The sequence below is a fragment of the Acidobacteriota bacterium genome, from assembly GCA_035529075.1.
GTDB lineage: Bacteria > Zixibacteria > MSB-5A5 > GN15 > FEB-12 > DATKXK01.
Map to the genome: position 1 here is coordinate 115110 of DATKXK010000012.1, position 24908 is coordinate 140017.

General features: G+C 56.9%; 24 protein-coding genes and 1 tRNA gene. 14 read left to right on the forward strand and 11 right to left on the reverse strand.

Features of this window, described 5'->3' with window-relative positions:
* The first annotated feature begins 41 nt into the window (after nucleotides 1-41).
* The 8 genes from rsgA (at nucleotide 42) to pyrF (ending at nucleotide 9710) form a co-directional block, all read left to right on the forward strand.
* Nucleotides 42-950, forward strand: a complete 909-nt coding sequence (rsgA, locus tag VMY05_06920) for a ribosome small subunit-dependent GTPase A (protein ID HUV30800.1) — start codon at nucleotides 42-44, stop codon at nucleotides 948-950.
* A 51-nt stretch (nucleotides 951-1001) separates the two neighbouring features.
* On the forward strand, nucleotides 1002-1907 hold the full coding sequence (locus VMY05_06925) for an MlaD family protein (protein HUV30801.1): 906 nt from the start codon (nucleotides 1002-1004) through the stop codon (nucleotides 1905-1907).
* 2 nt (nucleotides 1908-1909) lie between these two features.
* Nucleotides 1910-4081, forward strand: a complete 2172-nt coding sequence (locus VMY05_06930) for an alpha-amylase/4-alpha-glucanotransferase domain-containing protein (GenBank protein ID HUV30802.1) — start codon at nucleotides 1910-1912, stop codon at nucleotides 4079-4081.
* 96 nt (nucleotides 4082-4177) lie between these two features.
* Nucleotides 4178-4921 (forward strand): NAD-dependent deacylase, encoded by a 744-nt coding sequence (locus VMY05_06935; GenBank protein ID HUV30803.1) that lies wholly within the window; start codon nucleotides 4178-4180, stop codon nucleotides 4919-4921.
* Nucleotides 4922-4979: 58 nt separating this feature from the next.
* Nucleotides 4980-7124, forward strand: coding sequence for a tetratricopeptide repeat protein (locus VMY05_06940; GenBank protein HUV30804.1), 2145 nt, complete (start codon nucleotides 4980-4982; stop codon nucleotides 7122-7124).
* Entirely contained in the window at nucleotides 7121-7915 is a 795-nt protein-coding gene (locus VMY05_06945) for a dihydroorotate dehydrogenase electron transfer subunit (GenBank protein HUV30805.1), read from the forward strand. Before VMY05_06940 ends, VMY05_06945 begins: the two co-directional genes overlap by 4 nt.
* Nucleotides 7912-8829: a dihydroorotate dehydrogenase gene (locus VMY05_06950; protein ID HUV30806.1), complete on the forward strand. Its 918-nt coding sequence runs from the start codon at nucleotides 7912-7914 to the stop codon at nucleotides 8827-8829. Before VMY05_06945 ends, VMY05_06950 begins: the two co-directional genes overlap by 4 nt.
* On the forward strand, nucleotides 8829-9710 hold the full coding sequence (gene pyrF, locus VMY05_06955) for an orotidine-5'-phosphate decarboxylase (GenBank protein HUV30807.1): 882 nt from the start codon (nucleotides 8829-8831) through the stop codon (nucleotides 9708-9710). The genes VMY05_06950 and pyrF overlap by 1 nt, the downstream gene beginning before the upstream one ends.
* Nucleotides 9711-9763: 53 nt before the next feature.
* On the opposite strand, the gene VMY05_06960 is transcribed toward pyrF, so the two are convergent.
* Both VMY05_06960 and VMY05_06965 read right to left on the reverse strand, forming a co-directional pair.
* Complete coding sequence (locus tag VMY05_06960; protein HUV30808.1) at nucleotides 9764-10321, reverse strand: GNAT family protein; 558 nt, start codon at nucleotides 10319-10321, stop codon at nucleotides 9764-9766.
* A complete protein-coding gene (locus VMY05_06965; GenBank protein ID HUV30809.1) occupies nucleotides 10311-10871 on the reverse strand; it encodes an inorganic diphosphatase in 561 nt (186 codons plus the stop codon). The genes VMY05_06960 and VMY05_06965 overlap by 11 nt, the downstream gene beginning before the upstream one ends.
* Before the next feature lie 176 nt (nucleotides 10872-11047).
* Here VMY05_06965 and VMY05_06970 point away from each other — a divergent pair, with 176 nt between their 5' ends.
* From VMY05_06970 to VMY05_06995, 6 genes are all read left to right on the forward strand, one after another.
* Entirely contained in the window at nucleotides 11048-11386 is a 339-nt protein-coding gene (locus tag VMY05_06970; GenBank protein ID HUV30810.1) for a hypothetical protein, read from the forward strand.
* 206 nt (nucleotides 11387-11592) lie between these two features.
* The gene (locus tag VMY05_06975) at nucleotides 11593-12312 is read left to right on the forward strand and encodes a response regulator (protein HUV30811.1); all 720 of its coding nucleotides are present in this window, start codon (nucleotides 11593-11595) and stop codon (nucleotides 12310-12312) included.
* Between the two features lie 92 nt (nucleotides 12313-12404).
* Nucleotides 12405-12881: a nucleoside deaminase gene (locus VMY05_06980; protein HUV30812.1), complete on the forward strand. Its 477-nt coding sequence runs from the start codon at nucleotides 12405-12407 to the stop codon at nucleotides 12879-12881.
* The gene (locus VMY05_06985; GenBank protein ID HUV30813.1) at nucleotides 12878-13336 is read left to right on the forward strand and encodes a hypothetical protein; all 459 of its coding nucleotides are present in this window, start codon (nucleotides 12878-12880) and stop codon (nucleotides 13334-13336) included. The genes VMY05_06980 and VMY05_06985 overlap by 4 nt, the downstream gene beginning before the upstream one ends.
* Nucleotides 13333-13848, forward strand: coding sequence for a hypothetical protein (locus VMY05_06990; protein HUV30814.1), 516 nt, complete (start codon nucleotides 13333-13335; stop codon nucleotides 13846-13848). Before VMY05_06985 ends, VMY05_06990 begins: the two co-directional genes overlap by 4 nt.
* A gap of 121 nt (nucleotides 13849-13969) precedes the next feature.
* Nucleotides 13970-14055 (forward strand) — tRNA-Ser (locus VMY05_06995).
* Between the two features lie 287 nt (nucleotides 14056-14342).
* Here the strand turns inward: VMY05_06995 and gltA are convergent.
* The 9 genes from gltA to VMY05_07040 all read right to left on the reverse strand — a co-directional run bounded on the left by gltA (nucleotide 14343) and on the right by VMY05_07040 (nucleotide 24587).
* On the reverse strand, nucleotides 14343-15701 hold the full coding sequence (gltA, locus tag VMY05_07000; protein HUV30815.1) for an NADPH-dependent glutamate synthase: 1359 nt from the start codon (nucleotides 15699-15701) through the stop codon (nucleotides 14343-14345).
* 62 nt (nucleotides 15702-15763) lie between these two features.
* Entirely contained in the window at nucleotides 15764-16612 is an 849-nt protein-coding gene (locus VMY05_07005) for a sulfide/dihydroorotate dehydrogenase-like FAD/NAD-binding protein (GenBank protein ID HUV30816.1), read from the reverse strand.
* Nucleotides 16605-19100, reverse strand: coding sequence for a molybdopterin-dependent oxidoreductase (locus VMY05_07010; protein HUV30817.1), 2496 nt, complete (start codon nucleotides 19098-19100; stop codon nucleotides 16605-16607). Before VMY05_07010 ends, VMY05_07005 begins: the two co-directional genes overlap by 8 nt.
* Before the next feature lie 29 nt (nucleotides 19101-19129).
* Nucleotides 19130-21019, reverse strand: a complete 1890-nt coding sequence (locus VMY05_07015) for an NADH-ubiquinone oxidoreductase-F iron-sulfur binding region domain-containing protein (GenBank protein HUV30818.1) — start codon at nucleotides 21017-21019, stop codon at nucleotides 19130-19132.
* Entirely contained in the window at nucleotides 21012-21464 is a 453-nt protein-coding gene (locus tag VMY05_07020; GenBank protein HUV30819.1) for an NAD(P)H-dependent oxidoreductase subunit E, read from the reverse strand. Before VMY05_07020 ends, VMY05_07015 begins: the two co-directional genes overlap by 8 nt.
* A gap of 34 nt (nucleotides 21465-21498) precedes the next feature.
* On the reverse strand, nucleotides 21499-22590 hold the full coding sequence (locus VMY05_07025) for a [Fe-Fe] hydrogenase large subunit C-terminal domain-containing protein (GenBank protein HUV30820.1): 1092 nt from the start codon (nucleotides 22588-22590) through the stop codon (nucleotides 21499-21501).
* A 191-nt stretch (nucleotides 22591-22781) separates the two neighbouring features.
* Nucleotides 22782-23594, reverse strand: coding sequence for an ATP-binding protein (locus VMY05_07030; GenBank protein HUV30821.1), 813 nt, complete (start codon nucleotides 23592-23594; stop codon nucleotides 22782-22784).
* Nucleotides 23595-23666: 72 nt separating this feature from the next.
* A complete protein-coding gene (locus VMY05_07035; GenBank protein HUV30822.1) occupies nucleotides 23667-24002 on the reverse strand; it encodes a DRTGG domain-containing protein in 336 nt (111 codons plus the stop codon).
* A gap of 42 nt (nucleotides 24003-24044) precedes the next feature.
* Entirely contained in the window at nucleotides 24045-24587 is a 543-nt protein-coding gene (locus VMY05_07040; protein HUV30823.1) for a hypothetical protein, read from the reverse strand.
* Nucleotides 24588-24908: the final 321 nt, after the last annotated feature.

Sequence of the window (24908 nt, forward strand, 5' to 3'; positions counted from 1 at the left end):
TCGAGCTTGGATGTGCCCGCGCGTCTCCGTACATTGCTCGCGTGACGGAGTCGGAACGCGGAATAGTGGTAGCCAGTCGCGCTCGGCGGTTCGAGGTTAGGACTGCCGACGGCGCCCGCCTCCAGTGCGAGGTGCGCCGCAAAGTCAAAAGTGAGGCCGACAACGCGACGCCGGTGGCGGTGGGCGATGACGTCCTTTTGACGCGCTCGCGCGGCAATGTGGGTGCCATCGAAAAGGTGCTGCCCCGCCGGACGGCGTTTTTCCGGCCGGCCACAGGCATGCAGACACGGCAGCAGGTTATCGCGGCCAATCTCGACCAGTTGGCCATCGTAGCGTCGGCCCAGTCTCTGCCGCTAAAGACCGGGCTGATCGATCGCTTCCTGATCGCCGCCTGGAACGGAAGCCTTGTTCCGCTGATAGTGATCAACAAGATCGATCTGGGGAAACCGGCCGGCTTTGACCACACGGCAGCTGCGTACGAGTCGATTGGGTTTGACGTACTTGCGACCTCGGCCGTGACGGGTGCCGGCCTGGATAAACTGATGGCACGCCTGAGCGACCACCGCACACTCTTCGCCGGCCATTCCGGGGTCGGCAAATCCACCCTCCTGAACAGGCTGATTCCCGGTCTGGACATCAAAACGCGGGAAGTATCCCGATACTCCCAGCGCGGAAAGCACGCCACGACCAGCATCGAACTGTATGAGCTTCCCTCGGGCGGTTTTCTGGTCGATTCCCCGGGGCTGAAGGTGATGGGCCTGTGGGACGTCGAGAAATCAGAGTTGCCTGATTACTATCCGGATTTTGAACCGTACCGGGGACAATGTCGTTTTGCACCGTGCAGTCACACTCACGAGCCGGATTGTGCGGTCAAGGCGGCGGTCGAAAGAGGCGACATCTCCCGGTTTCGGTATGACAATTACGTATCTATCGCCGACTCACTCGAGTAAGTTTGGTAAGTTAAGACTTGTCAGTTAGTTACCGATAAAGCTGGTGACACTATGGCCTCACAGAACAATATCGAATTCCGAGTCGGCGTAATCGTTCTCATCTGCCTGATCGTGCTGGCCGGGTCGCTGTACTGGCTGCAGGGCTATAAGCTGGAGCGCAACGCCCAGGTGATTCGGGTGAGATTTCGCGACGTCGGCACGCTGGCGGTGGGCGACCGGGTAACGGTATCGGGCGTACATCGCGGGAAAGTCAACGATCTGCGGCTGACCGAAGACGGCGTCCTGGTAGAGCTGCTGGTCTACCGCGATGTCGTTCTGAAGCGTGACGCCTCGTTCACCATAAAGAACCTGGGAGTCATGGGTGACCGCTTCGTGGCCATAGACCCGGGTCGGGATTCGCTCAGGCTGGAGGCCGGACAGGTTGTCGACGGCTACTACGACATCGGCATCCCCGAGGTGGTGGGACGGCTCGGCGAAGTGATTACGGAGCTTCGGAATCTCGTAGCCTCGGTCAAGACGACGTTTGCCTCCGATACATCGATGGCCAAGCTCAACCGCACCATCGACAACGTCGAGCGCCTGTCATCCTCGCTGGCCCGTTACCTGGAAAGGAATGAGAACAAGCTCGACCGGACAGTGCAGAATTTCCTTGCGGCGTCGCGCGAGCTTGACCGGCTGCTGACGCGGAACGCCGACAGGATCGATTCGTCGATGTCACGGTTCGACCGCCTGAGCGTCGGCATGGAATTCTTCGTGCAACAGCTCGACACGCTGGCGTTGTCGGCGCGCGGTTTTGCGGAGATGCTCGACAACGAGGAAGGCACGTTGCAGTTGTTGCTGGAAGACCGCCGCCTGTATGACGACCTGCGGCGGACCGCGGACAATATCGATGACCTCGTGAAGGATATCCGCGAAAACCCCCGCAAGTACATCAACCTGAAAGTGGAGTTGTTCTGAGCATGACCAAGTTCCAGCTGGCTTTCGGCGTTCACAACCACCAGCCGGTAGGCAACTTTGAATCGGTGTTCGAGGAGGCGCACAAGAACGCCTACCTGCCGTTTCTTCGCCTGCTGGAGAAGCACGAAGGGGTGTCGATTTCCCTGCACCAGTCGGGAATCCTCTGGGAGTGGCAGCGGACGCACCAGCCGGAATTCTTCGAACTGGTCAGGCGACTGATCGCGAGCGGACGCGTGGAGCTGATGACGGGGGGATTCTACGAACCGATACTCGTGGCCGTTCCCGAACGCGACGCGCTCGGCCAGATCGCCATGCTGACGGACTATCTCGGGGAGCAGTTCAATTCCCGGCCGACCGGACTGTGGCTGACCGAGCGGATCTGGGAGCCACACCTTCCCAAGTTGCTGGCCGCGGCCGGTGTTACGTACCTGCCGATAGACGACACGCACTTCATATACTCGGGGTTCGAAGAAGACCAGTTGACCGGTCCGTTTGTCACGGAAAGCGAAGGGCATGCGATCGTCCTGCTGCCGATCCAGAAGCGGCTTCGCTACCTCGTACCGTTCGGCACGGTGGACGAGGTGATGGCCCACCTGCGAGCGCAGGCGGAACGGAGTCCGTCCGGAATGGCCGTGTACGCTGACGACGGTGAGAAGTTCGGCAGCTGGCCCAACACACACAAGCACTGCTACGTCGACGGGTGGCTGGACAGCCTTTTCGAGGCGCTGGAGGAGAACAGTGACTGGCTCGAAGTGATTCCGCTCAGCCGTGCGGCCGGCAGGAAACCGGTCGGCCGCGCCTACCTTCCGTCGGCATCGTACGAGGAGATGCTGCACTGGTCGCTGCCGCCGGAGGCCTTTGTCAGGTACGAGGAGTTCGAGAAGTGGCTCAAAGCGCAGAAACGGTGGGACCGGTATGGCCGCTTTGTGCGGGGCGGTCACTGGCGGGCGTTCCTGGCCAAGTACGAAGATGCCAACCTCATGCACAAGAAAATGCTGCGCGTCTCCCGGCGGCTCGAGGAGTTTGAACGCCGCTTGCCCGACCGGCGCGACGAGACAGCCAGCGTTCGAGACAGGCTGTACACTTCCCAGTGCAACTGTCCGTACTGGCACGGTGTGTTCGGCGGCCTGTACCTGTCCCATATCCGCCAGGCGGTGTTCAGCAGCATGATTGCGGCCGAGCGAGGGCTGCGTCAATTGCTCGGTGAAAAGGGTGTTTCGGCCGAAGTATACGACTTTGACGCCGACGGGTGTGCGGAAGTGCTGGTTGCCAATGACGGGTACACGGCGGTCTTCCGGCCCGGCAGCGGCGGTATGTTGCTGGACTTTTCGCTTAACGAGTTTGATTTCGCGCTGACCGACACGTTGACGCGGCGGCGTGAAGGATATCACCTCAAGCTCACCGGGGCGGTGACGCAGGCCGCGGGCGGTAAAACCACGTCGATTCACGAGCAGGTGTTGGCGAAGGAAGACGGGCTGGAGCAGTATCTGGTCGAGGACTGGTATCTCAAGCGCTGCTTTATCGATCACTTCTTCTCCAGGGACACGACCATCGAGTCTTTCAACTCCGGACGATACGATGAAGAGGGGGACTTCATTCTGGAGGCTTACGAACACTCATGGCATCGCCGTGAGGGCCGCCTTTCGATGTGGCGGGACGGCCATTTATGGCGGCCGGAGGGAATTATCCCCGTACGAGTCGAAAAGCACTTCGACTTCGAGCCGGGAAGCGACCGTGTCGTCGTGACCTACCGTCTCGCCAGTGGTGACGGCCGCGAGGCAGAGGTGAATTTTGCGGTCGAGAACAATTTCAACTTCCTGGCCGGTCACGCGAGCGACCGGTATCACGTTATCGACAACCGGCGGCCCGCCGACTCTTACCTGGATTCTATCGGGCGGCACGATTCGGCCAGAGTGCTGGCGATGGTCGATGACTATCGCGGTCTGGCCGTCGCCGTCGGCTCGGAGCGTCCCGCCGAAATCTGGCATCTCCCGATATTCACCGTCTCGCTTTCCGAGGGCGGGTTCGAGAAAGTTTACCAGGGAACGACCATCGTCCACCTCTACCGCGTGCGTCTCGCGGCGCAGCCCGTTCAGATCAGGTTCAGCCTGATCGCCGGTGCCAGGGACAAGGTGCTTGAACAGGCATTTGTCGTTCCGGCGGTCAGCGACTGAGCGGCAGGGGAATCCGCTTTATTCCCACCGGCTTTCGGTTTCCCGTTAGAGAGAATTGGTTTGGTAATTTTCCGGAGGATGGCTATCTTGCCGGCGATGCTAACGGACGTGGCCAGGATAATCGCCGGCGCCTCGCGCGGCGCGGTGCTGACCGGGGCCGGCATTTCTGCCGAGTCCGGTGTCCCGACCTTCAGGGGCAAGGAAGGGTTGTGGGGCAAGTTTCGACCCGAGGAACTGGCCACCATGGACGCCTTTCTGTCAAACCCGAAAATCGTCTGGGAGTGGTACAACTGGCGCCGGGAGTTGATGGCCGGGGTGGAGCCCAATCCGGGTCACTACGCCCTGCGGGACCTGGCCGGCTACTTTGACCGGTTCACGATCATCACGCAGAACGTCGACAATCTTCACCGCCTGGCCGGTTCCGAGGACGTTCTCGAGCTGCACGGCAACATTTACCGAAACAAGTGCGCCGACTGCAACCGTCAGCACGACATGGATGCCGACGTCGATCCGGAGACTATCCCGTCATGCGCCTTTTGCGGGGGCAAGATTCGTCCCGATGTAGTCTGGTTTGGAGAGATGCTTCCCGCCGAGGCAATTGACCGGGCCTTCGCCGAGGCCGAACAGTCCGAGGTATTCCTGTCCGTCGGCACGTCGGCGCTGGTGCATCCGGCGGCGTCTTTGCCCGTGGCTGCCAAGCGCCGCGGCGCCACGCTGGTGGAGATAAACCCGGACGAGACACCGCTGACCTCGCTGGCTGACTATTATTTCCCGGCCTGCGCCGGTGGGGTGTTGCCGGATTTGGTGGCGGCCGTGAGAAACGCCGCCGGCACGCCGTAGTCGAGTGAAACGGCCCGGGGACGCAAGCGTATAAGCTCTGACGGACATGATTCAGCGCATGAATGCCTATAACCGACGCAGCACCTCGTTTCTACCGGCAGTCCTCGTTGCGGGGCTGTTGATTTGCACCGTCGGTTGCGGCGTCTACTTCAATACTTTTTTCAACGCCAGGAAAGCGTTTAACACCGCTGAAAAGGCTCGCCGCGAGAGCGCCAGCGGGCGCGGCGGTCTCAATGACTACCAAACGGCCATCGAAAAATCCCGTAAGGTCGTCGATAACCACCCCAATTCGAAATACTATGACGACGCCCTGTTCATCCTGGGCGTCTCGTACTACCACACGGAGCAATATGTGAGGGCGGAACGGCGCTTCAGGGAACTGCTGGCCAACTACGGGGACGCCGAGTTTGCGTCGGAAGCCCGGGTCTACCTGGCCAAGACCAAGCTGGAACTCAGCGACGTCGACGAGGCCATGGTCCTGTTCGAGGAGATCTTCGAATCGGCCTATGACAAGGGCTACAAAGCGCAGGCGGCGCTGGCGCTGGGCGAGTTCCGTTTTGACGACGACCAGTTCGCGCCGTCGCGGTCATACTTCATGGCGGTACGTGATTCGCTTGGCGACGAGAACGAGGCGAAACAAGCTCAGATGTACATTGCCGACGGTTACTTTAAATCGTTCCGGTTCGGCGAGGCTCTGGGTGCCTACCTGCAGGTGCTCGGCATGACTCCTGACAAGAACGAGGAGTATCACGCACTGTTCCGGTCTGCGATATGCTCCTATCGCCTGCTCAAGATCGAGGACGGCATGGCCTACCTGCAGCGCCTGATGGACAATGAGCTGTACTATGATTCGCTCAGCGTGTTGCAACTGATGGTAGCCGAGGGGTACGAGTTCGAGGATGACCTGGCCCTGGCCGAGGAGACGTACAGAGAGGTGGCGACCGGCGCGGAAAACAAGGCGGCCAAGGGTAAGGCTTACTACCGGCTGGGGCTGATCTACCAGTACGACTACGATGACCTGAAGAAGGCCAAGGAATACTACGACGAGGCCGTCGGAGCTTACCGGGGCTCCGAATGGGGCCGGGAGGCGCTCCAGAAGTCCTCCGATATCGGCAAGCTCGAGACTTTCACCCGCTCCTCGGAGCTGGATTCCACCGCCACCCAGGACGACATCGACGCGGTCGCCTACGCGCAGTATCTTCTGGCCGAACTGTACTGGTTCCAGTTGAACAAGGCCGATTCGGCCATACTTGAGATGCAGTACCTGATCGACTCGTTTCCAACGGCGTATGATGCGCCGCAGGCCATGATCGGTCTTTCGCAGATGTACCGGGAGAACTATGAGGACGATGAGGCGGCGGACTCCATCCTGAAGGCCATGCTCGAAAGGTATCCGCATTCGGACTTTGTGCCGGATGCCCTGGACATTCTCGGCCTGCGCGGCACGGCGGCCGACACCGGGTATGCCGCGCTTTACATTCACCGCGCGGAGGACTTCCTGGTCGATGAGGAGGAGTATGACTCGGCGCAGCTCTACTACCAGTACGTCATCGACAGCTTCCCTGACTCCAGGTACTATTTGCAGGCGCGGTTCAACCACATCTGGGCGACCGAGATGTACCGGGCGCCGGGCGATTCGTCGGTGGTTCTGGCCTATCGGGAGCTGATTGATTCCTTCCCCCGCACGGACCAGGCGGATGAGGCGCGTAAACGTCTGCAGGTCCGCCCGACTGGGAGCCAGGCTCGGCAGCGGCAGGAGCAGCAACCTGAAGAAGGCACGGAAGTGCTCGATACGGTCGGGACGCCCGTCGAGGACACGGCCGGGGACTACATGGATCCGCGAGTGACGCTCTACATCGGTCCCGAGGGAGATACGCTGACCGACATCGTGGGAGCGCCTACGCTGATAGAGGAGCCTTTTGAGTTGCCGACCGAAGCCTACACGATGCAGGACGAGGCCTTTTACCTCTATTTCCAAATCCTGGTTGATTTTTCGGGCAAAGTTATCGATCATGTCATGAAAATCCCCTCGCAATTCGAGGAGGTCAACCGGCGGGCGTCGGAAACGGTGGCGTCCATGACGTTTGATGCCCTGCAAGTGTCCGAGTTGGTGGCCCGATTCGATCTGAAGCAGACTTCCGACGGACGGGGATACTGGCTGGTTTATAAATTCCTGGTGGAGAAGCCGGAATTCCTGCGATGACAAGACTTGCGTGCCAAGACACGTTCCTCATAAAGCATCGGGATCTCAAGAATAATTACCATTCTCTTACGCTGGGTCCTTACGGCCCGGCGGCTCGATGCCGGCCGGGTAGTTTTGTCCATCTGCGGCTGCCGTGTCCCGAGGTCTACTTCCGCCGTGCCATGTCGGTAGCCGACGTCGATCCCTCCCGCAGGGAGATTGAGATCATATTCAAGGTTGTGGGGCGCGGCACGGCCATTCTGGCCGGCTATCGCAAGCGGGCATCCATCGACGTTCTCGGACCGCTCGGCAACAGTTTCCGCTTCCCCGGCAAAGATGAGGCGGCGTTGCTGGTGGCCGGCGGTGTGGGCTTCCCGCCGCTGCTTTACCTGGCGGCCGAGATGGTCCGGCGGGGCCGTGACCCGAAGCGCATTGCGTTCTTTTACGGCGGGCGCACGCGCGGGGACGTCGTCGAACGGTCCCGGATCAGGCGCCTGGGAGTGCGTTTCTATCCCGTTACCGAAGACGGCAGCCTGGGCCGGCGGGGCCTGGTAACGGACGCCGTGCAGGAGTACATCGGCGCTCACGCCGGGGAGAAAATGCGTCTGTACGGCTGCGGTCCGGAGGGCATGCTGAAGGCGACGGATGACCTTGGCCTGAGGTACCGCCTTGCGGGGCAGTTGTCGCTCGAGGCGCCGATGCCCTGCGGGTTTGGCGTGTGCCTGGGATGCGTCGTCCCGCTTCGCGCGGGCGGTCACGCGCGCGTCTGCTGTGAAGGCCCCGTGTTCAATATCGGCGAGGTGCTGCTGTGACGCCGTCCCTGAAGGTCAACATCGCCGGGGTCGAGTTTGCCAATCCCGTCATGACGGCATCCGGGTGTTGCGGCTACGGCGAAGAGCTGTCCCGCCTTTACCCTCTGTCAAGACTCGGGGCTCTTGTTACCAAAACGATCACGCCGGAACCCCGGCTGGGGCACCCGCCGCCGCGCACCGCCGAGACCCGGGCCGGAATGCTGAACGCCATCGGCCTGGCCAACGTCGGTATCGACTGCTTCATAGCCGAAAAGCTGCCGTTCCTGGACAACCAGAAGACGAGAGTCATCGTGAACGTCGGGGGCAGGACGGTTCAGGAGTATGTCGACCTCTGTGCGCGGCTGGAGGACTGCCGGCGGGTGGACATGATCGAACTGAACCTTGGTTGTCCCAACGTCAACGAAGGAGGCATGCAGTTCGGCGCTGATCCGCGGATGACCGAGCGCACCCTGCGAGAGGTCAGGAAGGTGTGTTCGCGGCCGGTGATCGCCAAACTTACTCCCAACGTGACTGATATCACCGTTACCGCCAGAGCCGCCGAACAGGGGGGAGCCGATGGTCTGTCGCTGGTCAATTCGGTCGTGGGGATGACGGTCGACGTGGAGACCTGGCGCCCTACGCTAAGCTTCAACAGGGGCGGTCTGACGGGCCCGGCGATCAAGCCGATTGCTCTGGCCCAGGTTGATGCCGTGTACAACGCGTGCCGGCTGCCCATCATCGGCATCGGGGGCATCTCGGAATACCGGGACGTAGTGGAGTTCCTGCTGGTGGGGGCCGTCGCGGTGCAGGTGGGAACCGCGCTGTTCGTTGACCCCAACACCCCGCTGCATATCGTCAACGGGCTGAGGGACTACATGAAGTCCAGACGCATTGCCCGCGTCGCTGACATGATCGGGAAAGTGAGGAAGTACTGATGGCTGCAGTGAAGAACCTTCGGAAGATACAGCAGAAGAATCGATCGATAATTTGTCTGGGACTTGATCTCGATCCGAAGAGAATGCCCCCTGAATACAGCAACTCGGTCAAGGCGATGTTTGACTTCACCCGCCGCGTCATCGACGCCACCGCGGATCTGGTGTGCGCATACAAGCCGAACATGGCGTTCTACGAGAGTCTCGGGGCTGACGGCTGGTCACTTCTGCGTCTCATAACCGAGCGGATCCCCGAAGAGATCCCGGTCATCGTTGACGGCAAGCGCGGCGATATCGGCAACACGGCGTCGCATTATGCCAGATCACTGTTCGAGATGCTCCGGGCCGATTGGGTGACGTTAAACCCGTACATGGGATATGATTCACTGCGGCCGTTTCTGGAGCACAAAGATAAGGGCGTGTTTGTCCTGTGTTTGACGTCGAATTCCGGGGCCAAGGATTTCCAGCTACTGACCGTCGAGGGGAAACCACTGTACGAGGTCGTGGCCGAGAAAGTGATCTACTGGAACAAGGATCATAACTGCGGTCTTGTTGTGGGGGCGACGCACCCTGATGTGCTCAAGGAGTTGCGCGCGCTGGCCGGTGACATGCCCCTGTTGATTCCGGGCGTGGGCGCCCAGGGCGGCTCACTCGAACAGGCGGTTCTCAACGGTACGGACAACTTCCGCAAGCCGGCCGTGATCAACGTCTCCAGGTCAGTCCTGTACGCCTCTACCGGTGCGGATTTCGCCGAGCGGGCTCGCGCCGAACTTGAGAAACTCAACGCCACGGTCAACTCGCTTCGACCGGGGGCCAGGCCGGCCGACGACGTGTCGGGCGAGGCCGGCAGTGACGAGCCGGCTGGTGAGCAGCCTTCAGGCTGAAGAGTGAAACAAACTTCCGCGGATCGCCCGCCGCGTCACCTCTGGCTTCGATCTTACCGCTGGGCCTCGAAACGCAGCAGGGAGTACAAGCTGCCGTCCTCGTACTCGCCCTTGTAGAAGTAGTGGCGGCGCAGGGTGCCGTCACGCTGGAAACCCGCCTTCTTAAGAAGCGAAACCATGGCCTGGTTGCGGTCAGCGATTCGGGCGTAAACCTTGTTCAGGCCGCGATACTCGAACAAGTACCGGCAGAGTATCCGCATGGCCTCGATCCCGTGACCCTTCTTGCGTTCGTCGGGATCAATCACCACCTCGAGCGCGGCCGAGCGGTTGTGCGGGTTCAGGTCGAAGAAGCGGACCCAGCCGACGGGGGTCTTGTCTTTCAGTCGAATGACCGTAAACCGCTCGTGAGCGGACGACCTCTCCTGTTTTCGGAAGGCCTCGGCGGCCTCGGCCGGTGTCAGGAATGTCGGAGCCTCCGGGCTGAGCAGGTGCGGGTCGCTGAGAAGGTACCAGTGGTGCGTGTTGGCGACGTCTTCGGCGGTCGCGAAGCGCAGGTAGACTTTGTCTCCGATCAGCCCCGGCAAGGTCGGCGGCTTTTTGTCATCGGCCATCGGTTTCTCCCTTCCTGATATCCGGCAGGCATTCACGGTACAGCCGCAGGCTGTCCCTGATCGTGTTCACGGCGTCGATTCGTCCCCGGAAATCCTCCACGACCACCTCTTTGTGCTCCAGGACCTTGTAATCGAGGAAGAATCGCTGCAGCTCGTTGATGACGTGGCGGGGGAGGGCGGAGATGTCGTCGTAGGCGTTGTATGCCGGGTCCGTCGCGTGGACGGCAAGAATCTTGTCATCCTGCCCTTTTTCGTCACGCATTGACATCATCCCGATCGCTTTGCAGGCTACGATGCACATCGGCGAGAGCGGCTCCTGGCAGAGCACGAGCACGTCGAGCGGGTCACCGTCATCGCAATACGACCGCGGGATGAAACCGTAGTTGGCCGGGTAGTGAACGGCACTGTACAGGACGCGATCGGCCATCAACAGGCCGGTTTTCTTGTCAAGCTCGTACTTGTTCTTGCTTCCCTTGGATATTTCGATAACGCTGAAAAAGAGTTCCTCAACGTTGCCGCCCGGGTCGACGTCGTGCCACGGGTGAGCCATGTTTCCTCCCTGCCACGGTATGCCGCAGTATAACGATCAGCCGCCGGAATGGCAACCGCCAAGGTTCCGGTCGATGCCTGCCGGACGCGCGATCTGAATGCTCTTCGCCACGGGCTCACAGCCCGTTCGGTCACAAAGCCGTTGACAGCCCGCGGGCGGCCCGGTATGATAAAAACATGGGTCGGTCGTTATACCTTTTGCTGGCGCTGATTTTGCTGTACCTGCTCTTGTCCGTATTCCTGCAGGCGATCTACGGTCCTTCGTTCGGGTTCCTGTCCGGTGAAGATGCTTGGGTCCCTGCCGGCAGCGGCGGCTGGGTCAGGCACGGAGCGCCTTCGGGTCCGCCACCGGATCAGCCGAGCATTGATGTGCCGATCACCGTCCGGTATATCCCCATTCTCGTGCCCGGGCTGATTCTCCTGCTTTTCCTGTTCACGCCGCTTTCGCGCCTGCTGGAGTCGGCCGGGAGAACGGGCCGGAGCGAATCCTCGGCTACCGAGCCCGAGACGAAATAGCCGGCCTGCACGGCCCGGGCGTACCTTGATCGGTCTGGTCGCCCATGGGCCGAGAGTTACCGGCGGTGCGCCGGGGCCATGTCGGGGCCCGCCCGATTAGCCTTTCAGGTCGACACATATCCGGGGTGGAGTTTATCCACGTAACTGCCGATAAATTCAGGGATTATAGGTCAATGGAACCTCCCACCAGTAGAGGTGGCGTTGGTATGAAGATCCTAGTTGTCGACGGTGACCCAATCACCAAGCGTCTGCTGACCGGGTTGCTTAACCAAGAAGACTTTGAGACTCTGCAGGCAGCAACAGTCAAGGAAGCTCTTCACTTCCTGAGAAGTGAGACCTCGATCCAGCTGATAATCTCAGACATTGTCATGCCGGACACCGATGGTTTTCAGCTTCTGAAGTTCGTGAAGGGAAACCGACAGTTCAGTCAGATACCGTTCCTGGTATGTACGGACGTCGGAGATTCCGAAGCCGTTATGCGGGCGGGCGAACTGGGAGCCAGCGCCTACCTGGTAAAGCCGGTCAGCAAGGAGAGCCTTCTTCCTAAAGTGCAAAAGGCACTGGAGGAAACAGACGGCTCTGTGCTTATTGTCGACGATGATTCTACTATCAGGGACCTCCTGGCCAGGATAACGGAACGGGACGGTTACCTTACGCTTACCGCCGATTCCGGCGAAAACGCGATGCAGGTGATGAAGAGAAATAGAGTATTCGTGGTCATATCGGATATCGCCATGCCGGGCATGGACGGGATGGAACTGCTGGTAAGTCTCAAGAGCGGCTATCCGGACGTGCCGGTTCTGCTGATCACCGGGCAGGCCGGCCGGTACTCCAGAGAGGAAGCCATCTCTGCGGGGGCGGACGGGTACATCACCAAACCGTTCAAGAGCGCCGACATTCTGCGAACGCTCGCGGGCCTGAAGTGACAGATGGTCACAGCGTCGGGTCACAGATATCTCCAATCCCGCCGCGCCCGAAACAGATTGGTCTCCCGTATCTGAATTCGTATATTGCGGTTATGACTCCCGAAGACTACGATCGGTTCATGGAATGTGCCATTCGCGAGGCTCAGCTTGCGTTTGATAAGTCGGAGGTTCCGGTGGGCGCCGTGGTCATATTCGAAAACAAGGTGATCGGACGCGGCCACAACCTTACGGAGTCGATGCACGATGCCACCGCGCACGCCGAGATGGTGGCGCTGTCGGCCGCTTACAATCACTTCAACGACTGGCGCCTGGAGAACTGTTACCTCTTCTCAACCCTTGAGCCGTGCGCTATGTGTGCCGGAGCGGCCGTGCTCTCGCGGATCAAGACCATCGTCTACGGTGCCCGGGATCCGAAGTTTGGGGGCTGTGGGTCGATTTTCGACATTCCCGGCACCAAACGCCTGAATCATCGAGTTGAACTGGTCGGCGGCGTGCGGGAGGCGGAGATTGCAGGACTTATGCAGTTGTTCTTCCGGCACCTGCGAGAGGGGAAGGCGCCAATACAGTGACGGATACGCCGGCAAGCCCCGAAAGACAGTACGCCGCCGTAAGGCTCCTGGCCGTGGTGATGCTGGTGGGACTGCCGACAGTCTGCCTGCTGCTCGGTATCCTGCTGAGCCCCGACTCTCTGGCTGGTGACGGTGTCAACGAATTCGTCGTGTACGTCCTGCTGATTGTCGGAGCGACCGGCCCGGCAATCGTGCCCGTTATCCAGCGGTGGGGTTTGAACCGGAAGGGGAGACCTTCAACACCGGTCTCCGCATCCGCCCTGTTCGTATCGGTATATGTCCTTAAGATGGCCGCGATAGAAGCAGTCTATGTCTACGGCCTGGTCGTTTTTCTGCTGTCGGGCGAGTTTGAGAAAATGGCATATTTCTATCCGGTCGGGATTGTCTGGACGGTTGTGAGCTGGCCGAACCGGGGAAAGTTCGACCGGTTCCTGAAGACGTGCGAGGCCGTATGAATCGGACGCGATATGACGAAGAGTATGATCTGGCCAAAATCGTGGTCAGGCCGTTGTATTTCGGGATGGTGGCAAACGTATTCGTGCCGATGGTTCTCCTGCTTTTGTGCTACTACGTGAACAACAAGTACTACCTGGAGAACCGGATCGGCGATTTTGCCAACACCCTCTTTTATCTTTTCGGCGTGCTGGCGCTGGGACAGGCCGCAGTGGCCCTCTGGTGGCGTCACAGCCGGTTCAGAAAGCCGATGATTCGGCGTGCGGAAACGTTCGAGGCTGATTTCAGCGACGGTCTCCTGCAGCGTTCGCGGCCCGTCTTTGTGCTCATCGCCTCTATCTCCCTCTGGGGGTACATCTACTTCTTTGTTACCGGACGTTTTCGGGAAGCCGTGTTCTTCGTTGTCTTTTCGTTCCTCGTGTTTCAGGTGGTGCGGCCGAGATACGGGTATGTCCGCAGGCTGATCGGCTACCAGAAGGAGTTGGTCAAGCGGAGAGAGCTGCCGGGGGGCTGAGCCTGCGGCAGGGGGGTGACGACCGGCCGGGCCTCGTAGAAACCGCTTTACACGCTACTGATTATGGGTAAATTAGACAGTTGAGACGAACCGTCTGCCCGGACGGTCGACGATTGACGTCGGAGAGGTGGCTGAGCGGTTGAAAGCGGCGGTCTCGAAAACCGTTATACCCCTTGGGTATCCAGGGTTCGAATCCCTGCCTCTCCGCTTATGACGGGACAGGACAGTGAAGGTTATGGATATTCGTACAGGGACGCGAGAAACCCACGGCAAGCGGATGGGCCACCCTGCCCAAGCGGGTTCAATTGAAGTCGCCCCCCGTGCGGGGGCGTGGATTGAGACAAGGGCGGTTTCTGGCGCCTACGACGGATCATTGGCAGCCACATCCAGCAGATGTAGGTCGGGTTTGTCGTCCAGCCCGGGGTGACAGGGAGAGAAACCCAAGGGCAGGCATTGCGGTTATGTCAGTGGTAAACGCCGAATACGGTGGACATTCAGCTTGAAGTCAGATATTCGTGAATCGACTTAGCTGCCTGCCTTCCGGCGCCCATGGCAAGAATGACGGTTGCGGCGCCGGTAACAACATCGCCTCCGGCCCAGATTTTGTCTCGCGCGGTTCTGCCGGTTGTTTCATCGGCAACAATGTTGCCCTTTTTCCCCGCTTCAAGTCCGGGGGTGGTCGAGAGTATCAGGGGGTTAGGGCTGTTACCGATAGCGCAGACCGCTGCATCAACCTCAAACCTGAATTCCGAACCTTCAACCGCGACCGGCCTTCTTCTACCGGAAGAGTCCGGTTCTCCCAGTTCCATCCGTAGGCATTCTATTTCTCTGACCCAGCCGTTCCGGTCGCCAATATACTTGAGCGGCAGGGTCAGGAATTCGAAAATAACACCCTCTTCTTCCGCGTTTTCGATTTCTTCGAGCCGCGCGGGAAGTTCGTCCCTTGAGCGGCGGTATATGATACGAGTTTCAGCGCCGAGTCTCAGAGCCGTCCGGGCACAATCCATCGCAACATTACCTCCGCCTATAACCGCAACCTTCTTATGATTCTTGATGGGCGTATCAAACTCCGGGAAGAGGTATCCCTTCATCAAGTTCATCCTGGTCAGGTATTCATTGGCTGAGTAAACACCGTTCAGGTTTTCTCCGGGAATATCCATAAACCACGGCAAACCGGCGCCGGTACCGACAAAGATGGCATCGAATTCATCCAGCAAGCTGTCAATAGTGCGGGTTTTACCAACGACAAAATCGGTGACCAGTTCAACGCCGAGTTTCTTCAGGTAGTCGACCTCACGGCTCACGATTGCTTTAGGCAGACGAAACTCCGGAATTCCGTAGGTGAGTACGCCGCCCATCTTATGCAGCGCTTCCAATATGGTAACGTCATATCCCAATTGAATCAGGTCCCCGGCCACGGTGAGCCCAGCGGGCCCACCTCCAATAACGGCGACTTTCTTTCCTGTTTTCTTTTTGACTTTGGGTAGTTTCAACTGGTTTTGCTGGGCCTCCCAATCAGCCAGGAACCTTTCCAGCCTGCCAATCGCAATCTGACCGCCCTTTTTGCTTAACACACAAGTCATCTCACACTGTTCTTCCTGAGGACAGACCCGGCCGCAGATTGCCGGCAGACAGTTTTTTTCCTTTAGTATTCTGATGCCTTTGTCGAACCTTCGTTCCGCTATGCACTTCAGGAATCCGGGAATATCAATTTCGACCGGACAGTTGTCCACGCATTTGGGTTTCGGACATTGAATACAGCGAGCAGCCTCCTCAACGGCTATATCCGCCTGGTATCCCAGTGCAACTTCATAGAAATTGTGACTGCGTATTCTCGGCGGCTGCTTGGGCATGTCACGCCTTCTCAAGTCCAATTGCTTTTTCTTAGGCCGTTTCGATTGTCCGTCCACAGCGGCTATCCTCGGGATTTATAGGCATGGCTTTCACACCGACTAGTCCGAAAAGGTACTACTTCCTCATTCATATATGTTTTTCTTCTCTGCAAAAGCTCTTCCCAGTCAACGTCGTGACCATCAAAATCCGGGCCGTCGACACACGCAAACTTGGTTGCAGATCCCACCCGTACTCGACAGACTCCGCACATGCCCGTACCATCAATCATGATCGGGTTAAGGCTGACTATGGTTTTTATTTGAAAGGGCCTGGTTGTTTCGGATCCTGTTTTCATCAGAAACGTACAACCGTTGATGATGGCTCTGTCTACCGGTTTGTGCAGAGTCTTCAGGTAATCCTGAAGACACCCGACATGCCCGCGGAGACCGCTGGTACCGTCCCGTGTGATGTGGATAACCTCGTCAGAGATGTGTTCAAACCTCTCCAACCAGTAAAGTAGATACGAGCTTCTCGCCTCAAGAACCGTAATTAACCTGTTTCCTTTTTCTTTCAAGGCCCGGGCGATGGGGAAGATGCTGCCAATACCATAACAGCCGGCGACACACAGGACGGTGCCGTAATGATCGGTTTCCGTGGCATTTCCCAGGGGACCGACGACCGTAGGTATATAGGTCCCTTCCTGCAGATGAGCCAGTCGATTGGTGGTACTTCCTATATTCAGGAACATGATTGTAATCGTGCCGATTTCCCGGTCCCAGTCACACACCGAAAGAGGTGTTCTCTCACCGTCTTCGTCGGCCCGCAAAATCACAAATTGTCCCGGCAGGACTTCTTTTGCTACCGCCGGTGCCTCCAGCGTTATCTGGTGGAGGTTGGGGACAATCATCTGGTTTGACAGAACTTTAAACATGGCCTTTTCTTATCGACACCGCTTGTGGGTTATGCCCAATCAACTCTCCCTGCCTCAGCCTGACATGGACCGTTCCCTGAGGCTGTTCAGGGACAACTCGTGCTTTCCAGTGTCTGCTCAATGTAGATGACCCTACGATCACGTCATCACCGGATATTATTTTCGCCCGGCGGGCGTCTCTGTCATTGATCTCGATGATCCCTTCGGGAAATATCGCCTTTGCACCGTCCACAAAGCGTGAAAGCGGAAATCCGCGGTAGGAATGTTCGGCGATCGAGCTGGACATCAGGAAGGCATGCTTCTCGCTTCTCCTTGCCAGATGTTCAGTGCTCCTGTTTGAGAGCGTCAATTCGCCCTCACATGTGATTGGGTCAGGAGTGCGGGAAGGTCTGTTACAATTCTTGAAAGCAGGCACCAGAGACGCAATTTCGTTTTGGATGTCCTTGACAGACTTGTAGTTAAAACCTTCTACTCCCATTTTCCGGGCGATCGCGCAGAGGATCCTCCAGTCAGGCAAGGCATCAGCCGGCGGGTCAACAGCTTTGCAAACTCTTTGGAGGCGCCCTTCTCCGTTTAGGAATGTCCCGTCTTCTTCAGTGAATGCGGCGGCGGGAAGCATGAGGTCGACCCGGCAGGATGTGTCCGGTGGATAGATGTTTTGGAATATGGTGAAATCAGCTGCCGGTTTTTCGCCGAACGGAGTTTCACCTATCAGGTACAGGACCTTGAGTTCTGACCCCGTATGCAGGGACGATGCACACCATTGACCATCGAAGCCGGTCAGTTCGGTCTCCCAAAGACTGTCCAGTTTGTTCCGTTCAGCCGTGTTGGACGAGGAGGTTCCCCCGGGCAGAAGCTCCGGGTAAGAGCCCATCATGATCGTACCGGCCAGGTTATTCTGGGACGGCAGTGGCATCACGCCGACAGCCACGTTTTGCGCGAGATGTTCTATGATTTGCAGAATCCGACCGCTGTTCTGGTACTGGAGGAAATCCGAGCCGACCATTATAACACAGCGTTCCGAATCCCTGAGCAGCCCGGCAACCTCGGCCAGATCATCGGAGCCAGCGTTACCAACAGGTCTTTTCTTGATGACGCCCGCGACGCTGCCGGTGTCAGTAAGTGAAACGAGCGTATCCAGGAGTTCAGCTTCATGGCCGATCACGGGCTTTAACCACTTTTGGGCGATCAAGGTAAGGTTGTGATCCCGGGGATTAATGGTTATAACCTTGGTACCTCCGGCGACGGCTCGGCGGAGTTCGACGCCGATCACGGACCTTCCAAACCTGGTGTCCAGCCCGATGCAAAGAATGGTATCTGCCTTTCTTACATCGTTTAGAGAAACACTCTTTTTAAGGAGGCTCACGTATTGGTTGAAACCAGTACCGTAGTAGGTCCTGGTGGAGGAATCAATGTTGTGAGACTTCATGGCAACCCTGCAGAATTTCTGGGCGACATATAGGCTCTCGTTGCTGCAGTTCGGAGACACGACCATGCCAAATTCGTTGGGCGGGCAGTTTGCAAGCTGCTCCGCCGCGGTCGCCACGGCCTCATCCCAGAGTATTTCAACTCTGATATCGTTGTAGGTCTTGAACGGCCTGACCAGACGCTGGTAATTGTTGACCATCTCATTTACACAGAACCGTCCCCGTACACACAATTGTCCGTTGTTGATCCCGTCATCAATGACCGGCAAACTGCCAATCACTTTGTCGCCCTTTACCAGCAACCGCATTTGACAACCGACGCCGCAGAACGAGCAGGTGGTAACGACTTCCCTGTCGGGCTTACCTTCCCACTTCCGCGCTTTTTCCGATAGCGTACCGGTCGGGCAAACCGATACACAAGCGCCGCAGAATTCGCAGCCGGACTCAAAATGAGTGCGGCCGAACGCGGGTCCGACGACAGTCTTTCTCCCGCTGTGTTTGAACGCAAGAACATTGGCGGTGCGAATTTCCTGACACATGCGCACGCATCTGCCGCATAGAATGCACAGGTTATAATCCCGGTCATAGAAGGGATCTTCCTTCTCGACCCTCAAGTCCCTGTAATAGATTGGGTATATGATGTCCTTGACACCGAGATGCTCGGCAACTTCCTGCAGCTCACACTGGCCGTCGTTCGGACAGTATCGGCAGCCGGTGGTAATGCCGGCCTTTCTGACGGTGCCCGAATAACGCTTGCACTCCTCGCTCTCATCGCATACGAGACAGCTCGACGTGTGTTCGCTCATAAGGAGTTGCAGGATGTCCATCCTCATGGACTGAATTTGCGCCGTGTGAGTTCGGATGATCATCGCTTCGCTAACGGGGGTCGTGCAGGCAGTCGGGAAATTGTTGAGTCCCTCCACTTCGACTATGCACATACGGCAGCCGCCAAAGGGGCTCAACTCCTTGTGCGAACAGAGAGTGGGAATGTATATGCCGTTCTCCTCGGCGGCGTTGAGAATGGTTGTTCGCCGCTTCACCTGGAGCGGCTTGTTGTCCATTATGATTGATACGGCATTCTTGTCTTTGCTCACGAAACGCCCCGTTCAGATCTGATTTCTATAGCGTTGCCGGCCAACGGATGGAAACGGCAGACTTCGTAACATGCTCTGCATTTAATGCATAAATTAAGGTCAATCTGATGCAACTCGGAACGTCGGCCGGAAATAGCGCCGGTGGGGCACATGTTAGCGCACTGCTGACAGCCGTTGCATTTCTGTGCGTCAATGACATAGGTTACAAGTTCCTTGCAGACGCCGGCGGAGCAGTATTTCTCCTGGACATGGTCAAGATACTCGGATCTGAAATAGCGCAACGTTGTCAGAACCGGGTTGGGGGCGGTCTGGCCGAGACCACAGAGCGAAGTACGCTTGACGGTCTCGGCCAGAGTCTGAAGTCTCGAAATATCTTCAGCTTTGGCCTGACCTTTGGTGATTTTTTCCAGAATCGTCACCATGTGCCAAGTGCCGACCCTGCAGGGCGAGCATTTTCCGCATGATTCGCTTTGAACGAAATGCAGGAAATAGAGAGCCAGATCGACCGGGCAGGTATCTTCATCCATGACTATCATGCCGCCGGATCCCATGATCGAACCGGCTGCTGTCATCGATTCATATTGGACGGGAATGTCAAGAGACTCCTCGGAAAGACACCCGCCGGACGGCCCCCCGGTTTGGACTCCCTTGTATTGTTTCCAGGAACCGCCGCCGATCGCAAAGATGATGTCCCTGAGCTTGATGCCCAACGGCACCTCTACCAGCCCGGGTCGCCGGACTTTCCCGACCAGCGAGAAGGTCTTGGTACCATAATTCCCTTCCACACCGTACTGGCGGTACCATGACGCCCCGTTTCTGATAATGCTCGGCAGCACGCCGAGCGTTTCGACGTTATTGATGATGGTCGGTTTATCAAACAAGCCAGCTTCGGCAGGAAACGGAGGACGGGAACGGGGCATCCCTCGCTTCCCTTCTATCGATCTGATCAGCGCGGTTTCTTCGCCGCAGACGAAGGCACCGGCACCCTCTTTTATAGTGATGTCAAAATCAAATCCCGAGCCAAGTATGTTTTTGCCGAGCAGGCCACACTCCCTCATACGTTCCGCGGCTTTTTTCAAACGGGAGATGGCTAAATGGTAGGCGCAGTTTATATAGATGTATCCGTGACTGGACCCGATGGCAAAGGCGGCAATGATCAGACCTTCCATGACGCAATGCGGATCGCTCTCGATCAACGAGCGATTCATGAAAGCACCCGGGTCACCTTCGGAAACATTGCATATCATATACTTAGTCTTCTCTAGATAGCCTCTGCATATGGTCCATTTCCTATAAGTCGGAAAGCCGGCTCCCCCTCTGCCGCGAAGTCCGGCCAGTTCAACCTCCTTTATTACCTTTTCCCATCCCATCTCCAACGCCTTCTTGAGACCCTGGTAGCCATCATTGGCGAGGTAGTGATCGAGATTCTCGGGGTCGATAAAACCGCAGTTCCGCAGAACCACTCGCACCTGTGGTTTCATCATGGGAAGATCAAAAAACCTCGGGATATGTTCCGTAATTTTGTGGCCGTTCCCGCCGAAATGACCAAAGGCCCTTTCCGGCAGAGGATTGGAATTGACCAGGAATGACTCGATGATCATTTCTGCATCTTGGGGAGAGACATTGGCGTAGCTGATTCTCGGGTATCCGCTGACGGTTATATCCATCAGTGGTTCAAGGTAACACGGTCCGATGCAACCGACCTCGACAACGGTTGCTTTGAGTTTGTTCTTCTTAAGGGTTTTCCTGACGGCCGCCACCGTCTGTGAAGCACCTGCCGCACGACCGCAGGACGCCGCACCGACATATATTACAGGGAGTTTCCCGCTGTTCAACAATGCCCACTTCTTCCTGGCATTGTGTACGAGGCTGCCAAAATCATTCATATTGTCTGAGCATCTCCCTCAAGCCGGTTACCAGCGTATGGGCGTATAAATCCTCGTTGATTTGAATAACTGGAGCAAGGGTGCAACAACCCATACAATTGACCCGCTGCAGGTCAAACTTACCGTCTGCCGTTTTCTCACCGATCTTAACCCCGAACTGCCACTCGAATGCTTCGCAGGAGAACTTTCCCCCGTGAACGTGACAGGCCGTTCCCATGCAGACCTTTATGGAGTGCTTCCCGGGTTTCGTGAAGCGGAACTTGGAGTAAAATGACGCAACACCGTATATCTGGTTTTCCGATAACCTGAGGAACCGGGATATCCGTCTGACAGCTTCCGCGGAAATGTAGCCGTCCCGTTCCTGTATCCTCAGTAGGAGTGGAATCATGTCGCCCTCGACACCCTTGAATGCGGAAAACAGCTTATTATAGTCTTTTTCCTTCAAAACCCAACTCCGGTTTCAATCGGTTACGTCCTGGTCACTCGTTTTCACTAACCTGGGGGAAAAACACGCAGTCGGTCAGTTCGACCTCGCCCATGACGAAATCTTCGGCAAAAGTCATACAGGTTGGACAACCGCAGCAGCCGCAATCAATCTGACGCAGACCCCGGTAGACTCTTTCTCTCTCTTTCATCCGCTTGATGGACGTGGGCAGGTCGGTATCGAAGTAGGTTGTGGGTCTCGGCAGAACCGGCTTCTCGAGACGATAGTAACCTTCGTCATACTTGCGGTAAATATCTTCAAGATCCAGTTCAATCTTTTTCTCGTACTTTTCCCGCTGCTTGATACTGTTGGTTCGGGCAACATAGGGGTTTTCCACGCAGAACGGTCCGCCAATACAGCCCAGCATGTGCGCGAGAGCTTCGACGAAATCGACATTGCGAAGACGTGAGTTTTCGATATCGTCAAGAATTCGTTTTACGTGATCCAATCCCGAAACGGCCAGCCAGTTGCCCGCCTTACCGGATTGTATTATGCCCCCGCTCCTGATCCATCCGGCATGGAACGAGAAGTCGTCAGGAACCGTACTGTCGTCAAACTTCTCCTTCTCGGCGATTATGTGGGGAAGCAAAACCGGGTAGACGTCCTTAACGGATGTCACGCCGTCAAACCATGACCTGGCCTTCTCCGCGGGTTGCTTTATGGACACGATCTTTCCCGGGCAGGAAGCGACATACATTATGCCGATATCTTCGGACTTAATACCCAACTCCCGCGGCAGGTTCTTTCGGATTTCACGCGCCGTCAGTTCGCGGGGTACGTCCAAAGGCACCACTAACTCAACGAGGTCGGGATATTTCACCTGGATAAGCCGAAGGATCGATGGGCAGTATGACGAGATCAGTGGTCTACGTCCTTTGTAGGCGGCAATGTACCGGAGCAGCGCTGCGCCTAAGGCCATCGAAGAGGTACTGACATCGACAACTCTGTCAAAACCAAGCTGTTCGAGGGCGAGGTGAATAAGGTAGGGATGGATATCGGGCTCAAACTGCGAATAGAGAACCGGCGAAGGTACGACGACTTTGTAACTGAAATTGGAGACCTCGGCGGAAAGGTCGGAATCGAACACAATTGCTCCGGAGGGGCAGACAGCAATACATTCACCACAGTCGACGCAAAGCTCGGAATTGATCCGGCCTTTTCCGCGTCTGACGCGGATGGCCTGGGTCGGGCAACTCCGCATACAGGCCATATGTCCGCGGCATATGTCCGTGGCAACGCTGTGGGAGTGAAAAAACTGTCTCAATCTTACTCTCCCTATTAGGAGCGATCATCAGTTATGAGGAATCGCATGAGAACCTTGGTCCCCTTGCCGACCTCGCTGGTAACCTCGACCTCATCGGAGTTTTTCTTGATATTCGGCAGCCCCATGCCCGATCCAAATCCCATAGCCCTCATCTCCTCGGTGGCCGTTGTAAAGCCCTGCTGCATCGCCAGTTCCACATCGGGAATACCTTGCCCCTCGTCATCAATAAACACCGTAATAACTATCGGGGTAATCATCAGATTGATTCTTGCCCTGAGAGCATGCATGACCACGTTCATTTCACCCTCAAAGACGGCAATAGCGATTCGACGGACCAGCGTGGGGTCGATACCGATCTTTTTCAAGAGTGACTTCACCTTGGTAGAAGCCACTCCCGCGTTGACAAAATCATTACCCTCTACATAGAACTCCTGGTTGAGAAGTATGGCTTCCGATCTCGGCGTGGTACTTTGCGCCACGGCCCCCGGTTCTTTCTCCTTGATGATGGAGTCGATTCTTACGCAGGCATCGAACATATCAAGGTCGGTGGTAAACAGGAGCAGGTTGTTTTCGCGTGCGAATCTCTCGGCGCCATCTTTAGGCCGTTTGCCCCTGACGAAAACGACGGCCTTGAACTCAGCCATATGAGCTGAAATAATAGCCTGCTGTGTGGTCAGGCCGGTCAGGAGTATGGAATTCGGCTTGCCAAAGGCCAGGACATCACTCATCAAATCGGAGGCATAGACATGATCAACTTCCGTATCAAGTTCATCATCCCCCACAATGACCATAGCCTCCAGTATTTGCTTTATTGCATCTACTTTCACTTGGCTGCCGATCTAAGCTCTATGGCGCGCTTCAAGAATGTCTGCAATCGTTGGATAGACAAGCGATTACGCTTAACGGGCAACCACCCCGAGAGCGTAGAGTTTGCCTATTAGTTCGAATGTTAGCAGTTCAGTTGAAAGTACGGCAATGCCATGCTGATTGGCGAGTTCTATTGTATCCTGCGGGACTTCCTTACCACTGCTGATAATGACTGCCGAGACATCGACAAGATTAGCGGCCGGTATAATACTCTTGTGCGTTTGCACTGTCACCCACAAATTGCCCGATTTGGCGCCGGCCATAACATCACTTAACATATCCGACACGAAAACGCCGGCAACTTCACGATGTTCAAACGTGCTGAGCGGTTTAAGACCCAGCTTCGCTATCACGTCTTCCGTAGTCATGGTTGCACTCCCAGCAAATTCTCATCACAGGTTATATACTCTTTACAGTAACGGTTTTCTTTTCTCGGGCGGTTCAAGAGACAGCATCCCGACGTCGTAGATAAACTCGCCTCGGCACGAGGACAGGTTGTCAATCAGGCCGAAAGGCACGATCTTGATGGTCGAGCGTAAAGTATCCCGGCGTTGGTTGAAATGGTCTGTCAGGATGTCGAGCTTCCTCTGGGGGATTTGTTTTGTCCGTGACTCGGGCAAGAGTCCGAACGCGACCAGCACAAAGGTCCTTTGTGCCAAGCACTCTTGGCGTAGGAGTTCCACCTTACAATCGGGCAGGCAGCCGGTGCAGTGGAGCAATCCCATGAGATCATTGAACTTCTCGACGTGGTTACACCTGGTGCAGGCAAGATCGAATCTGAACGTCTGGGCATTTTCAACTACACTGAAGGTGCAGTCTCCATCGCGGTATTCGTCCCATGTACCCTCGGTTGAGAAATGAGTTCTCAGGGTGTTGCAATGGGGACACCGTTCAAATACCATAAACCCGTACTCGATGTTGCTCATCGCCCATCGGTGCTCGCATTGAGGCATAATCGATTATTCTCCTACATATAGTATGCTTTTCTGTACTGAATATGCTTGCGCGGCGCCGGTCAGTCAAGAGCTTTTTGGGCTGCCGTTGTGGCTGTGACGCGCCGCGCGGTGTTGTTCTCCGGCTCAGCCAACCTGTGAACTGCCGACCCCGGAGGCTTCTGAACCCTTTAGCATCGCAGGGCAGAACCCCCGCGCATCTGCCGCGTGTCTGATACAGGCATTCCTTGACGAAATATAGCCTCAGTTGTATATTCTGTCGTCACCGGGGGTTGCTTCATCGAAGAGTCTGGCACTGAGCGGGAGGTCGTTCATGCCATC